At 63.7% G+C, this 12,928-nt stretch carries 17 protein-coding genes; 5 read left to right on the top strand and 12 right to left on the bottom strand.

Features of this window, described 5'->3' with window-relative positions:
* Window positions 1–132 precede the first annotated feature (132 nt).
* From IVA88_RS04480 to IVA88_RS04445, 8 genes are all read right to left on the bottom strand, one after another.
* The gene (locus IVA88_RS04480) at window positions 133–537 is read right to left on the bottom strand and encodes a GFA family protein (RefSeq protein ID WP_247496080.1); all 405 of its coding nucleotides are present in this window, start codon (window positions 535–537) and stop codon (window positions 133–135) included.
* Between the two features lie 206 nt (window positions 538–743).
* Window positions 744–2,192 (bottom strand): ammonium transporter, encoded by a 1,449-nt coding sequence (locus IVA88_RS04475; protein ID WP_247496079.1) that lies wholly within the window; start codon window positions 2,190–2,192, stop codon window positions 744–746.
* A gap of 38 nt (window positions 2,193–2,230) precedes the next feature.
* Window positions 2,231–2,569: a P-II family nitrogen regulator gene (locus tag IVA88_RS04470; protein ID WP_008142813.1), complete on the bottom strand. Its 339-nt coding sequence runs from the start codon at window positions 2,567–2,569 to the stop codon at window positions 2,231–2,233.
* 441 nt (window positions 2,570–3,010) lie between these two features.
* Window positions 3,011–3,613 (bottom strand): ATP-dependent Clp protease proteolytic subunit, encoded by a 603-nt coding sequence (locus IVA88_RS04465; RefSeq protein WP_247496078.1) that lies wholly within the window; start codon window positions 3,611–3,613, stop codon window positions 3,011–3,013.
* Between the two features lie 41 nt (window positions 3,614–3,654).
* Window positions 3,655–4,047 (bottom strand): hypothetical protein, encoded by a 393-nt coding sequence (locus IVA88_RS04460; RefSeq protein WP_247496077.1) that lies wholly within the window; start codon window positions 4,045–4,047, stop codon window positions 3,655–3,657.
* Window positions 4,044–4,358 carry a metalloregulator ArsR/SmtB family transcription factor gene (locus tag IVA88_RS04455; RefSeq protein WP_247496076.1) on the bottom strand — a complete coding sequence of 105 codons (315 nt, stop codon included), beginning with the start codon at window positions 4,356–4,358 and terminating at the stop codon, window positions 4,044–4,046. Before IVA88_RS04455 ends, IVA88_RS04460 begins: the two co-directional genes overlap by 4 nt.
* Window positions 4,359–4,443: 85 nt before the next feature.
* A complete protein-coding gene (locus tag IVA88_RS04450; protein ID WP_247496075.1) occupies window positions 4,444–5,745 on the bottom strand; it encodes an ammonium transporter in 1,302 nt (433 codons plus the stop codon).
* Window positions 5,746–5,874: 129 nt separating this feature from the next.
* Window positions 5,875–6,213, bottom strand: coding sequence for a P-II family nitrogen regulator (locus IVA88_RS04445; RefSeq protein ID WP_247496074.1), 339 nt, complete (start codon window positions 6,211–6,213; stop codon window positions 5,875–5,877).
* 239 nt (window positions 6,214–6,452) lie between these two features.
* On the opposite strand from IVA88_RS04445, the gene IVA88_RS04440 reads away from it, so the two are divergent.
* The gene (locus IVA88_RS04440) at window positions 6,453–7,334 is read left to right on the top strand and encodes a DUF4339 domain-containing protein (protein WP_247496073.1); all 882 of its coding nucleotides are present in this window, start codon (window positions 6,453–6,455) and stop codon (window positions 7,332–7,334) included.
* Window positions 7,335–7,374: 40 nt separating this feature from the next.
* Here the strand turns inward: IVA88_RS04440 and tesB are convergent, their stop codons facing one another.
* The gene (gene tesB / locus IVA88_RS04435) at window positions 7,375–8,238 is read right to left on the bottom strand and encodes an acyl-CoA thioesterase II (RefSeq protein ID WP_247496072.1); all 864 of its coding nucleotides are present in this window, start codon (window positions 8,236–8,238) and stop codon (window positions 7,375–7,377) included.
* 207 nt (window positions 8,239–8,445) lie between these two features.
* Here tesB and IVA88_RS04430 point away from each other — a divergent pair, with 207 nt between their 5' ends.
* The gene (locus tag IVA88_RS04430) at window positions 8,446–9,666 is read left to right on the top strand and encodes a ubiquinone biosynthesis hydroxylase (RefSeq protein ID WP_247496071.1); all 1,221 of its coding nucleotides are present in this window, start codon (window positions 8,446–8,448) and stop codon (window positions 9,664–9,666) included.
* A gap of 160 nt (window positions 9,667–9,826) precedes the next feature.
* Here IVA88_RS04430 and IVA88_RS04425 read toward each other — a convergent pair whose 3' ends face one another.
* Window positions 9,827–10,024, bottom strand: coding sequence for a Trm112 family protein (locus IVA88_RS04425; RefSeq protein WP_007598651.1), 198 nt, complete (start codon window positions 10,022–10,024; stop codon window positions 9,827–9,829).
* 26 nt (window positions 10,025–10,050) lie between these two features.
* Window positions 10,051–10,617 carry a TetR/AcrR family transcriptional regulator gene (locus tag IVA88_RS04420; RefSeq protein WP_247496070.1) on the bottom strand — a complete coding sequence of 189 codons (567 nt, stop codon included), beginning with the start codon at window positions 10,615–10,617 and terminating at the stop codon, window positions 10,051–10,053.
* Window positions 10,618–10,721: 104 nt separating this feature from the next.
* Here IVA88_RS04420 and IVA88_RS04415 point away from each other — a divergent pair, with 104 nt between their 5' ends.
* The 3 genes from IVA88_RS04415 (at window position 10,722) to IVA88_RS04405 (ending at window position 12,215) form a co-directional block, all read left to right on the top strand.
* The gene (locus IVA88_RS04415) at window positions 10,722–11,072 is read left to right on the top strand and encodes a hypothetical protein (RefSeq protein WP_247496069.1); all 351 of its coding nucleotides are present in this window, start codon (window positions 10,722–10,724) and stop codon (window positions 11,070–11,072) included.
* A gap of 222 nt (window positions 11,073–11,294) precedes the next feature.
* Complete coding sequence (locus IVA88_RS04410) at window positions 11,295–11,573, top strand: PepSY domain-containing protein (RefSeq protein WP_247496068.1); 279 nt, start codon at window positions 11,295–11,297, stop codon at window positions 11,571–11,573.
* A 48-nt stretch (window positions 11,574–11,621) separates the two neighbouring features.
* Entirely contained in the window at window positions 11,622–12,215 is a 594-nt protein-coding gene (locus tag IVA88_RS04405; protein WP_247496067.1) for a cytochrome b/b6 domain-containing protein, read from the top strand.
* Between the two features lie 15 nt (window positions 12,216–12,230).
* Here IVA88_RS04405 and IVA88_RS04400 read toward each other — a convergent pair whose 3' ends face one another.
* The gene (locus IVA88_RS04400; RefSeq protein ID WP_247496066.1) at window positions 12,231–12,908 is read right to left on the bottom strand and encodes an LON peptidase substrate-binding domain-containing protein; all 678 of its coding nucleotides are present in this window, start codon (window positions 12,906–12,908) and stop codon (window positions 12,231–12,233) included.
* Window positions 12,909–12,928: the final 20 nt, after the last annotated feature.

Here is a 12,928-nt window from a genome sequence, read left to right as displayed (position 1 = left end):
TAACCATCGGTCGCCGCCTCCGTCCAGAGCAGGAATAAAGAGGCCGGATAACAACGGGATGCATGGCCGCGTTGACGCACATCTCGACAAGAGTCGAGGGGGCCGGACCTCCAGGCAGCTGCAGCGGCGCGCCTAGCGCGCCGGCAGTTTCTCGAACGTCACCATGCCCGAGGGGATCGCGTGAAAGTCCTGCATGTCGCAGGTGTAGATCGCCATCTGCGGATGGAACTGTTTTGGATCGTCCAGCGTGCCGACCTTCAGGATCGCGGCCGGCAGTCCCGGAGCCCTGGTCACCAGGTGGGTGCCGCATTCAGCGCAGAATTCGCGCGTGACGGCGCGTTCGAGGTCCTTGCGCTTGAACTGCTTGGGCTGCCCGGTGATGTAGCTGAAGCCGCCCGCCGGCATTGCGATGAAGGTGTTGGGCGCGCCGCCCGAGATGTACTGGCACTCGCGACAATGACATTGCGCCTGCATCATCGGCTCGCCTTCGGCGACATAGCGCACTTCGCCGCAATAGCATCCGCCTTCCAAACGCATGACGACCTCCCGGTTGTTGTTTTGTTGTGGTCGATATTTCTGCGCCGGCTGCCTGGAATGGCAATCTTTTTCTTCACGTGATGGATGAAAAAGAAAGGGGCTCCAACTTGCGCTGGAGCCCCTCAACGGTCGGGACATTGCCGGGTATGTGCCCCAAACCGTAGTTGTGGACGCGGCTCCCGAGGAGGCCGCGCCCGGGAGGAGACTTACATGTTGTAGGCGCGCTCGGTGTGCTCGGTGATATCGAGGCCTTCACGCTCGCTTTCGACATTGGCGCGGAGGCCAACGATCACATCGACGACCTTGTAGAGGATCGCCGAACCGATACCCGACCACACCAGCGTGGTGCCGACGCCCCAGATCTGGGAGATCATCTGCGCTGCGAAGTCGTAATCGGCAACCTTCGGCGGGATCGCGGTGTAGTCGATGATGCCTGCACCACCGAGCGCCGGGTTGACGAGGATGCCGGTGCCGAGGGCGCCGACGATGCCGCCGACGCAGTGCACGCCGAACACATCGAGGCTATCATCGTAGCCGAGCGCGTTCTTCACGACGGTACAGAAGAACAGGCAGACCACGCCGACCACGAGGCCGAGGACGATCGCACCCATCACGCCGGAGAAGCCGGCGGCAGGCGTGACGGCCACGAGGCCCGCGACAGCGCCGGAGATGACGCCGAGCACCGACGGGTGACCCTTGATGATCCACTCCGCGAACATCCACGACAGCGCGGCGGCTGCGGTGGCGACGAAGGAGTTGGTCATGGCGAGGGCTGCGCCGCCGTTGGCTTCGAGGTTGGAGCCGGCGTTGAAGCCGAACCAGCCGACCCAGAGCAGCGAGGCGCCGATCATCGACATGGTCAGCGAGTGCGGAGCCATCAGCTCCTTGCCGTAGCCGACGCGCTTGCCGATCAGCAGGGCGCCGACGAGACCTGCGATGCCGGCGTTGATGTGCACCACGGTGCCGCCCGCAAAGTCGATCGCGCCCTTCTTGAAGATCCAGCCTGCGTCGGCGTTGATCTCGTCGAGCTTGGCCTGCGCCGCGGTCTTCGCCGCCGCGTCAGTCGCAGCAGCCAGAGCCTTGGCAGCGTCCTGGATCATGTCCGGGCCGGGCCAGTACCAGACCATGTGCGCGATCGGGAAGTAGATCAGCGTGACCCAGAGCGGGATGAAGAGCGCGATGGCCGCGAACTTCATGCGCTCGGCGAAGGCGCCGACGATGAGGGCGGGCGTGATCGCCGCGAAGGTCATCTGGAAGCACATATAGATGAGCTCCGAGATGTTGGCGTCGACCGAGAAGGTCGCAGCCTTCGAATCGGTGGTGACGCCCATCATGAAGGCCTTGGAGAAGCCGCCGATGAAGTCGGAGCCGCCGGTGAAGGTGAGGCTGTAGCCGTACACGGCCCAGATCACGGTGACGACGCAGACGGTGTAGAACACCTGCATCAGGACCGAGAGCATGTTCTTGGAACGGACGAGGCCGCCGTAGAACAGCGCGAGGCCGGGGATCGTCATCAACAGCACGAGCACTGTCGATGTCAGCATCCAGGCGTTGTCTCCCTTGTTGACCGTTGGCTCGGCATAGGCTGCGGTCGCAGCGAACAGGCCGACTGCGAGAGCCGCCAATCCCGCGCCATAGGGACGCTTAAACGTCATTTCATTTACTCCTGATTGAATTCTGATTGAGCGCGAAATCAAAGGGCCGCAGCATCGGCCTCGCCGGTGCGGATGCGAACCGCATGGTCGAGATTGATGACGAAGATCTTGCCGTCGCCGATCTGCCCCGTTTTCGCGGCGGACGTGATGGCGTCGATGGTCTTGTCGACCTGGTCGGAGGCGACAGCGACCTCGATCTTGATCTTGGGCAGGAAGCTCACGGCATATTCGGCGCCGCGATAGATTTCCGTATGGCCCTTCTGGCGGCCATATCCCTTGACTTCCGTCACCGTGAGACCGTGAACGCCGATGGCGGTCAGGGCGTCACGGACTTCTTCCAGCTTGAATGGCTTGATAATCGCCATAACAATTTTCATGGTCCTATCCCCGCTTGGCCCGGTCCGGACGTGGCCGGGCGCTTCTCGACTGGTTCGCCACGAGGGAGAAAGTTCACTACGCGGGCACAGCCACGACCCCTAGAATCAAATGCCGTGCCAGATCGGGCGTGTTGCCTAACGGACTATGAAAACGGGTGTTTTCGCGTTTGACGCCTATTGCGGTGCAGTGCGCTATTACGCCGCGCTCAAAACGTGGTCAGGGCTGCTCAAAACGCAGGCACGACAGGCTACCGACATAATGTTGCCCAGGGGTCGGGCAGTCGAAAGGTATCTAATTAAAGGTGATGCCTCGTTGGCGCGCTCTGCCGTGCGGGCCATGTCCGGCAGCGCGAACGTCTTGAGCAAGACGAGTCTCGGCTTGCCCACCAGATACTTGCCCACCGGAGGAAGGTGACGGCGGCGGAGGCCTAACGGCGAAGGTCAGGCGGCGCTGCGTTCCGCAAACACCTTGTCGATCAGCCCCCAGTCGACCGCCTGCTGCGCGGTCATGAAGTGGTCGCGGTCCAGGGTCCGTTCCACGTCCGGCTCGGGGCGCCCGCAATGCTGCGCATAGAGCCGGATGAGGCGTCGCTTGGTTTCCTGCATCTCGGTGGCATGGATCAGGATGTCGGACGCCTGGCCCTGAAAGCCGCCGAGCGGCTGATGCACGTGGAGGCTCGCATTGGGCAGGGCGGCGCGGTGACCGGGCTCGCCGGCCATCAGCAGGAACGAGCCCATCGAGCGCGCGGTGCCCATGCACAGCGTATGGACCGGCGCCTTGATGAATTGCATGGTGTCGTACATCGCGAGGCCAGAGGTGACCACGCCGCCATAGGAATTGATGTAGAGATTGATCGGCTTGTTCGGATTCTCCGCCTCCAGGAACAGGAGCTGCGCGCAGACCAGTCCGGACATCGCATCATTGACCTCGCCGTTGAGGAAGATGATGCGCTCGCGCAACAGGCGCGAATAAATGTCGAAGGATCGTTCGCCGCGGGCGGATTGTTCGACGACCATAGGGACGAGCTGAAGCATGTCGCGCATCGGCGACCTCCATTCCTGCGGGTGATGAAGTGGTGTTGGTGTCAGGCGGCCGCGCGCATCAGGCAGCAATTGCTGTTGGCCGGCTGCGGCAGCTTCATACGGACATCGCAGGCTTGCTGGATGATGCGGAAGCGGGTGCTGCCGTCCTCGTTCGGTTCGATCCGGAAGATGACATGGCTTTCGCGAAACGGCGGTTCGGAATCGCGAAGCCGGTAGCGCACCTCTTGGCCTGGGATCGATGATTCCGGCTCGGCGCCCGCAAGATCGCAATCCGGCAGCCAGCGCTCGCGCAAGGCCGGAATGGTCACCGCGCGCCAGACCTTGGCCGGCGGCGCATCGAATTCATATTCGAGCACCAAATCTGTTTCGAGCGCCAAGTCTGCTTTGAGCGCCAAGTCTGCGTCGGAGGGATCAGGCTTCCCGGCGTCGCTCATTGATCCATCTCCTTCAAGAGATCGGCGAGGGCATCCATGCGCTTCGGCCAGTAGGCGCGGTAGCGCGCAAGCCATGTCCCGATGGTGGCGATCCCGTCCGGGTCGACCTCGTAGTTCACAAAGCGGCCCTGCCGTTGTTCACGCACCAGGCCTGCCGCGCGCAGCACTGCGAGATGCTGCGACATCGCCGGCTGGCTGATCTCCAATCCATCGCGCAAAGCGCTGGCATTCAGGCTTCCGCCAGCGAGCTTTTCAAAGACCTTTCGGCGCGTCGGGTCGGCCAGCGCCTTGAAGATGTCTGCTTCGATCATGACGACACATAAGCATATGCTTATGTGTCGCGCAAGCCCGAAACGACCTCAGGCTGGGCAGCGGCTCGAGCAACTCGCCAGCAACTTACTGCAGCGCTTCGCCGTGCTGCGAAATATCCAGTCCTTCGAGCTCGTGCTCACGGGATACGCGCAGGGGTACGAACAGGCCGACCAGCTTGAGCAGGACGAAGCTCACGCCCGCCGACCAGACGAAGGTGACGGCAACCCCGTAGAGCTGGACCAGAAGCTGTTGCGGATGGCCTTCGAGCAGGCCGGGGGTGCCGCCGATGGCGCTGGTTGCGAACACGCCGGCCAGCAGGGTCCCGGTCATCCCGCCGATGCCGTGGACCCCGAACACGTCGAGCGAATCGTCATAATTGAAGCGGTGCTTCAGCCAGGTGCAAGCCCAGTAGCAGACGAGGCCCGCGATCACACCGATGACGATACCGTGCCAGGGCGCCACGAATCCGGAGGCCGGCGTGATGGTGCCGAGGCCGGCCACTGCACCGGAGATCATGCCGAGCACGGACGGCTTGCGCCGCGTCGACCATTCGATCGCGGCCCAGGTCAGCGCGCCGGAGCAGGCCGCGAGATGGGTCGCGATGATCGCCAGCACCGCGCGCGAATTGGCTGCGCCCGCCGAGCCGCCGTTGAAACCGAACCAACCGACCCATAACAGGCCGGTGCCCATCACCGCGAGCGACAGATCGAACGGCGAAAGATTTTCGGTGCCGTAGCCGTGACGGCGTCCCATCACCTTCGCCGCGACGAGGCCAGCGGTGCCGGCCGACAGATGCACGACGAGGCCGCCGGCGAAATCCAGCACGCCCATGCCGGCGAGGAAGCCGCCGCCCCACACCCAATGCGCCAGCGGAATGTAGACGAAGATGAACCAGGCCACGGAGAACAGCAGATAGGCGGAGAACCGCATGCGGTCGGCGACCGCGCCCGCGACCAGCGCCACCGTGATGATCGCAAACGTCATCTGGTACAGCATGAACAGCGCTTCCGGGATCGTCTTCGCCGCCGGGTTGACGCTGTCCATGGTCATGCCGGCGAGGAACCAGCGGTCGAGCGTGCCGATCCACGGGCCGTCGCCGACGAAGCACAGCGAATAGCCGAACGCGACCCAGAGAATGGAGATGATCGTCACTGCGGCGAGGCTTTGCGCCATGGTGGCGAGCACGTTCTTCTTGCGCACCATGCCGGAATAGAACAGCGCGAGCCCCGGGATCGTCATCATCAGCACCAGCGCGGTGGCGACGATCATCCAGGCGGTGTCGGCGGTGTTGATCTCGGAGCCCGCGGCGCGCGCCGGCGAAGCCATGATCAAGACACACCCGATCGGCGCGGCCATAGCAGCCGCGCGGCGCAACAATCCCGCCATATCGTTTCCCCCAGCCTATTGATTGCGTCGCACGCTGTGGCGCCGTTGCCCGGTGCGATCGAAGAAGAAGCGCGTTTTCGAGCGAAGTGGATGCCGGTTCGCGTAAGGAAAACGTGTCAAAACAAAAATCTAGAGCGCGTCGCTGTCGGTTTCGCCGGTGCGGATGCGGAGCGCGTGGTCGATCGGCGTGACGAAGATCTTGCCGTCGCCGATCTGGCCGGTGCGCGCCGTCGCGGTGATCACGGCGACGGCCTTTTCGGCGATATCGGAGGCCACCGCGATTTCGATGCGCAGCTTCGGCAGGAAATTCACGACATATTCGGCGCCGCGATAGATCTCGGTATGGCCCTTCTGGCGGCCATAGCCCTTCACCTCCGTCACGGTCATGCCGTGGACGCCGATCGCCGTCAGCGCCTGGCGGACTTCATCGAGCTTGAAGGGTTTGATGATCGCGACGACGAGTTTCATGGTCAGGCCTATTCCCCGGGGATGCGTTGCGCCGTATGTCCCCGGCGCAGCGTCAATCTGGCATCTTTCCGGGCAAATGGCATAAAAAAGTTGCAGATTGAAGCGGAAAAACGTTGGGTCATGTGAATGGCCGCCTCTGTACAGGGCAGCCGTTCATCCTCCACAATGCGTTTTTGGCATGGATGCGGTGAACCCAAGTGTCCCGGCCGGTACAAAACTATGTTTGAGGGGGACGCTTCATGGCGAATTGGTTCTACGCATCCGAGGGCAAGCAGCAAGGGCCCTATCCGGACGGGCAATTCCGCGACCTCGTCGCCCAGGGAATCGTGCGCCCGGATACGCTGGTGTGGTCCGAAGGCATGGCCGGCTGGCAGAAGGCCGCCGAAATCCCCGGCCTGATCGGCGGCGGTGCGCCCCCGATGATGCCGGCTGGCGGCCCGCCGATGATGGGCTCCGGAGGTTACGGTGGCGGCGGAGGATCGCTGGCGGTCGATTTCGGCATCCTCGAGTTCACCTGGCGCAGCATCGTGATGCTGATCGGCATGTGCTTCATCATCCCGGTGCCGTGGGTGTTCGTCTGGTACACGAAATGGATCGTGTCCTGCGTGAAGGTCCCCGGACGGCCCAATCTCAGCTTCACCGGCAGCGCAATGGCACTGGTGCCCTGGTTTTTCGGTTTCATCGTTCTGGCGATCGCGATCAGCCTGATCGGCGCCCCGTTGCTGAGCAATTTGCTGTTCATCGCGCAGATCGTTCTCTACTGGCTCCTGATCAAATGGATGGTCGCGAACCTCGCCTCCAACGGACAGCCGCTCGGCCTGAGCTTCACCGGCACGGTCTGGGCCTATGTCGGCTGGAGCCTGCTGTTTGCGATCTCCATCGTCACCATCATCGGCTGGGCCTGGGTCGCCGCAGCCCAGATGCGCTGGTTCTGCCGCAGCATCGAAGGCACGCGGCGCGAGATCGTCTTCAACGGCAGCGGCCTCGGGATTCTCTGGCGGGGTATCGTGGCCGCATTCCTTTGCGGCTTCATTATCCCGATCCCGTGGGTGTATCGCTGGATCATGAACTGGTTCGCGTCGGAGACTGTCCTGGCTCCGCGAGAATCGCTCCGAGCATGACCTCGAGAGGCATGAGCGCGATCGATCGCGCTTATGCCGCCTAGGCTCTCCGTTCGCGCACGGAGCCTTCCTGCGCGACGGAAGCCACCAGCGTGCCGTCAGGCTTGAAGATCGAGCCGCGGGTCAAACCGCGGCCGCCTTGCGCGCTCGGCGAATCCTGGGCGTAGAGCAGCCATTCGTCGGCGCGGAACGGGCGATGAAACCACATCGCATGGTCGAGGCTCGCCGGCATCATGCGCTTGTCGAACAGGGTGCGGCCGTAGCGCGCCATGATCGCATCCAGCAGCGAGAAGTCCGAGGCGTAAGCGAGCGCGCACATGTGCAGCGCCGGATCGTCAGGAAGCTTCGCGGCGGTCCTGATCCAGACGTGAATGCGGCCGTCGTCGATCTTCTGGCCGAAATAGCGGCCGAGTTCGACCGGGCGCAGCTCGATCGGCCGATCGGATTCATAGTAGCGGCGGATGAACTCCGGCATCTCCTTGAACATCGGCTGCTTGGCGACCTCTTCCGCCGTGAGCTTTTCCGGCGGCGGTACGTCGGGCATCTTCTCCTGATGATCGAACGCGGTCTCTTCCTCCGCGTGGAATGATACCATGATGGAGAAGATCGCGTTGCCGTGCTGGATCGCCGTGACGCGGCGGGTCGAATAGCTCTTGCCGTCGCGCAGGCGTTCGACCTGATAGATGATTGGGATCTGCGGATCGCCCGGCAGGATGAAGTAGCAGTGCAGCGAATGCGGCAGCCGGCCCTCGACGGTGCGGCAGGCCGCAACCATCGCCTGCCCGATCACCTGGCCGCCGAACACCCGCTGCCAGCTCGTTTTCGGGCTGTTGCCGCGAAACAAATTCACCTCGAGCTGTTCGAGGTCGAGGATCGAGATGAGGTCGATCAGGCTTTTGGACATGGTGTGCTTTCAAAATGCCTCGTCATTCCGGGCGCACGGAGTGCGAACCCGGAATCTCGAGCTGACGACCTCTGGATTCCGGGTTCGCGCTCGCGCCCCGGAATGACGGAATGAGGCCGTTCCGCCCTTGTTTCACCGCACTGTTTCGCCCACCTCAAGTCTGGTAGCAAGACCAAGAAAACGCGAAGACTTAGCCGGGAATTGGGTATGTCGGTACAGGGTAGCATTGTCATCGGTGGCGGCGCGTTTGCGGGCCTTGCGCTGGCCCTGGCGCTGCGCCAGGGGCTCGGCCCCGAGATCCCCGTCATCGTCGCCGACCCCGCGCTCAGCACACGGCCGAGCCGCGACCCGCGCGCGACCGCGATCGTGGCTGCCTGCCGCCGCCTGTTCGAGGCGATCGGCGCCTGGGACGACGTCAGGGGCGAGGCGCAGCCGATCCTCGACATGGTCGTCACCGATTCGAAGCTGGAAGACGCCACCCGCCCGGCGTTCCTCAACTTCGCCGGCGACGTCGCGCCGGGCGAGCCGTTCGCGCATATGATCGAGAACCGCCGGCTCATCGATGCGCTGGTGGTGCGCGCCGAGGCCGAGGGCATCGATCTCCGCGCCACCACAGTGTCGTCTTACGACGCGCGTTCCGAGGGCATCGACGTGACGCTCGGTGACGGCAGCGTCATTGCGGCGAGCCTCCTGGTCGCGGCCGACGGTGCGAAGTCGAAGCTGCGCGAGCGCGCCGGCATCGCCACCCATGGCTGGGAATACGATCAGTCAGGCATCGTCGTCACCGTCGGCCATGAACGCGATCACGAGGGGCGCGCCGAAGAGCATTTTCTGCCGGCGGGTCCGTTCGCGATCCTGCCGCTTTCAGGCAGGCGCTCCTCGCTGGTATGGACCGAGCGCCGCAGCGAAGCCGCCCGCATCATTGCATTGAGCGATGAGGAGTTTCACGGCGAGCTCGAGCAACGCTTCGGCCTGCATCTCGGCGAGCTGAAGGCGCTCGACAAGCCGCGCGCGTTTCCGCTGTCCTATTTCGTTGCACGCTCCTTCATCGCCGAGCGCCTCGCGCTGGTCGGAGATTCCGCCCATGTCATCCACCCCATCGCGGGCCAGGGCCTCAACATGGGTCTGAAGGATGTCGCCGCGCTGGCCGAGGTCGTCGTCGATGCGGCTCGGCTCGGCATGGATATCGGCGGCGCCGACGTGCTCGAGCGTTACCAGCGCTGGCGCCGCTTCGACACGATGGCGATGGGCGTTGCCACCAACTCGCTGAACTTCCTGTTCTCCAACCAGTCGACGCTGCTGCGCACCGTCCGCGACATCGGACTCGGCCTCGTCGACCGCGCCCCGCCCCTGAAGAACCTCTTCATCCGCCAGGCCGCCGGTTTGACCGGTGAGATACCGCGGTTGTTGAAGGGCGAGGCGTTGTGAGGGACGCTAGCTGGCGCCCCACACTCCGCCGTCGTCCCGGACAAGCGAAGCGCAGATCCGGGACCCATACGCCGCAGCAATAGTTTTGCGAAGACTCGGAGTGACCGGCTTCGCGCGATAACCCCTCCCTGGGGTTATGGCGCGGCCGTCGTGCCAATTCTCAATCGATCTTGCGCGCCTCTTCCGGCAGCATGATCGGGATGCCGTCGCGGATCGGATAGGCCAGCTTGGCGCTGCGCGAGATCAGCTCCTGCTTTGCGGAATCGAACTCCAGCGGGCCCTTGGTCAGCGGGCAGACCAGAATCTCCAGCAATTTGGGATCGACGCTGGCTTCGGGGCGTTCGGTGGGCGCGTTCATTGGGGTCTCCGGCGATCGGATTGCCTCTAGCACAGAAAATCGCGGCCGCCCATCGCGGTCCCTTTGGCCGACACCATCCGCAGGATCTCGCCGAGCAGGCCCTGGAGCCGCGCGGCCGGCAATTGCGGGTCCGACAGGGCGAAGCCGAGAAACGTCCAGTACAGGATTTGCGCGCGGGCTCGTGCAGTCGCCGTCTCGAGCCCGCGCTTCTTCAGCAGCTCCTCGATATAGTCGAGCCTGCGCCGGTCGATTGCACGCACCGCCGTTTGCGCCGCCGCATCGAAGGCCGCCCAGTTCCGCACTGCGCGCTCGAGGTCGAGCCGCGCGCCAAAAGTCCTGCGCAGCAGCGCTTTCAGCGGCTCGTCGCTGGCGGCCTCGACGTCGGCGATGATCCGCTCGGCCGCGATCTCGCGCCAGCGCTTCAAGAGGGCAGCGTGGAACGCGCCGAGATCGGCGAAATGCCAATAGAAGCTGCCGCGTGAGACGCCCATGGCTTTCGCCAGTGGATCGGCCTTCAGGGCCGTGAAGCCGCTTTTAGCGAGCGCCTTCAGGCCCTCTTTGATCCAGTCGTCGGCGGTCAGCTGTTCGGTCATGTCGCGTTCCGGAGTCAAACCATACATTAGTGTATTGACAGGCGACGGGCCAGCGCCTATCCACCATACATGACTGTATGGAGAAGCTTCAGGGAGCTTTGACGGTGCGTGATCTCCTGCTTCAGTGTGCCGGCGTCGTGACCATTGCCGTGGCCGTCATCCATGGCATTCTCGGCGAGACCAAGGTCTTTGCCCGCGCCCGCATCGAGCCGGAACGGCTCCGCACCCTGATCCGCCTGGTCTGGCAGGCCTCGACGGTCGCCTGGGTCGGCGGTGGCGTGCTCCTGATCGCGGCGCCTTGGATGCAATCGGAGCCGGCGCGCCACTGGATCGTGGTCACCATGGCCGGCGTGTTCGGCTTCTCTGCTTTCGCCAACGCCTGGGCCACGCGCGGCCGGCATTTTGGATGGATGGCGCTCAGTGCCGTCGTCGTCATGGCGGTTGCCGGCTACTAGGCGCGACCTATCGCAATCATTGCCTCATCCCATCTGTGAGGCGTAAGGCCGCAGCGCCACCGCAAACGCGGGCTCCATACGGAGAGCGTTGATTTTTTTCGGATCGTTAGAATAACTCTAAAGGCAGCCGCCTCCGATCCCGATTGACTTCATCATGTGCTTTGCTTCCTTCGGTCCCGCTGCGCACCAGGCGCAGCGCGCACGACAGAAGAGGAGATGTTCGTGAAGGTCATTCGTGTTGTTGCCATTGCGCTGACGATCGGGATTGGCACCGGATCGGCTGCGATGGCCGATGGTTTCAAGGACTGCACCAAGCTCGACAAGGCGTCATGGAAGCCGGCGGGCGAAGCCGAAGCCAAGGCCAAGGCACTCGGCTATCAGGTGCGGCGCTCCAAGATCGAAGGTTCGTGCTACGAGGTCTACGGCGTCAAGGAAGGCAAGCTTTACGAGCTGTTCTACAGCCCCGAAGATCTCAGCCTGAAGCACACCATTGCCAAGTAGACCGCGCGAAGCGGTTTGCGCAAAGTTACGCCTGAGGGTGGTCCTCGCTTGATCGAAGAAACGGTACCGGAAGCGCGCGGGGTGTCCAACCGGACCCCCGCGGATCGAACCGCTTCGCGGACAGTCGCGGTCTGGGACCTTCCGCTGCGCCTCTGGCATTGGGCGCTCGCGGCTTGTGTTCTGGCCGCCTGGTTCACGCCCACCGTCTTTGACGGACTCCACCGTATCGTCGGCTATGCGGTGCTCGGCCTTCTTGCCTTCCGTCTGGTCTGGGGTTTTTGGGGAAGCCGCTATTCGCGCTTCCGCATGGTCGGCGTCCGGCTTCGGGCAGCACCGGGCTATCTCTGGAATCTGCGCCGCGGCATCACCGGCCGCTATATCGGGCTCAATCCCGCCGGCACGTTGATGCTGGTGGCGCTGCTGGCCTCGCTCGCGGTGTCGACGATATCAGGCGCGATGTCGGTGACCGTGACTTTTTTCGGGGTCTGGTGGGTCGAGGACACCCACCACTATTCATCGGACGCGGTCATCGTCCTGGTCGTGCTGCACGTCCTGGGCGTGCTGCTGATGGGGCTTCTCCAGCGCGAGAACCTGATCCGCGCGATGATCACCGGCCGCAAGCGCATCCGCGGTCACTCGTAAGCACGCCCGCACCGATCACTGCAACGGCGGATCGCCGCTGGTGCGCTTCTTGGCGAGGTCCATCTCGGTCACCGCGACCAGAATTTCGGCGCGGGTCTTCAGGTCCGGCGCTTCCAGCATCGCTTGCTTCTCGGCCACGCCGTAGGGCGACATCATCGCCAGTGCGTTGACGAGCGCTTCGTTGGGTGCGCTCTCGACGCCCTCCCAGTCGACCTTGAGATTGTTCGCTTTCAAAAAGTCCGCCAGCACCGCCAGCAGCGCTTCGCGATCGACCTGGTCCTCGCCCATGCGCGGCGTGAAGTCGTCGACGAAGGCGAAGAAATCCACCTTGCACTGCCGGTAGGCGGTGAGCACGTCGAGCTCCTCGACCACCTTGAAGCGCGAGACGCCGGTGAGCTCGAGGATGTAGCGGCCGTCGCCGGATTCGGCGAGCTGCGTGATGCGGCCGACACAGCCGACGCGGAACAGCGCCGGCTTGTCGGAATTCTTCGGCGAGTGCGCGATGTCCGGCTGGATCATGCCGATCAGGCGATGGCCGTCGCGGAAGGCATCGTCGATCATCTCGAGGTAGCGCGGCTCGAAGATGTTGAGCGGCATCTGCCCGCGCGGCAGTAGCAGCGCGCCGGGCAGCGGAAACACCGGAAGAATCTCCGGAAGGTCGGCGGGCCCGCGATATTCGATGTTGATCGGCATCTGCCCGGTCCCCCTGGCGT

This window comes from Bradyrhizobium sp. 149, assembly GCF_023073915.1.
In the GTDB taxonomy this organism is placed as follows: Bacteria; Pseudomonadota; Alphaproteobacteria; order Rhizobiales; family Xanthobacteraceae; genus Bradyrhizobium.
Note: the sequence above shows the minus strand (reverse complement) of the source record. Positions and strands in the feature narration are given on the sequence as shown.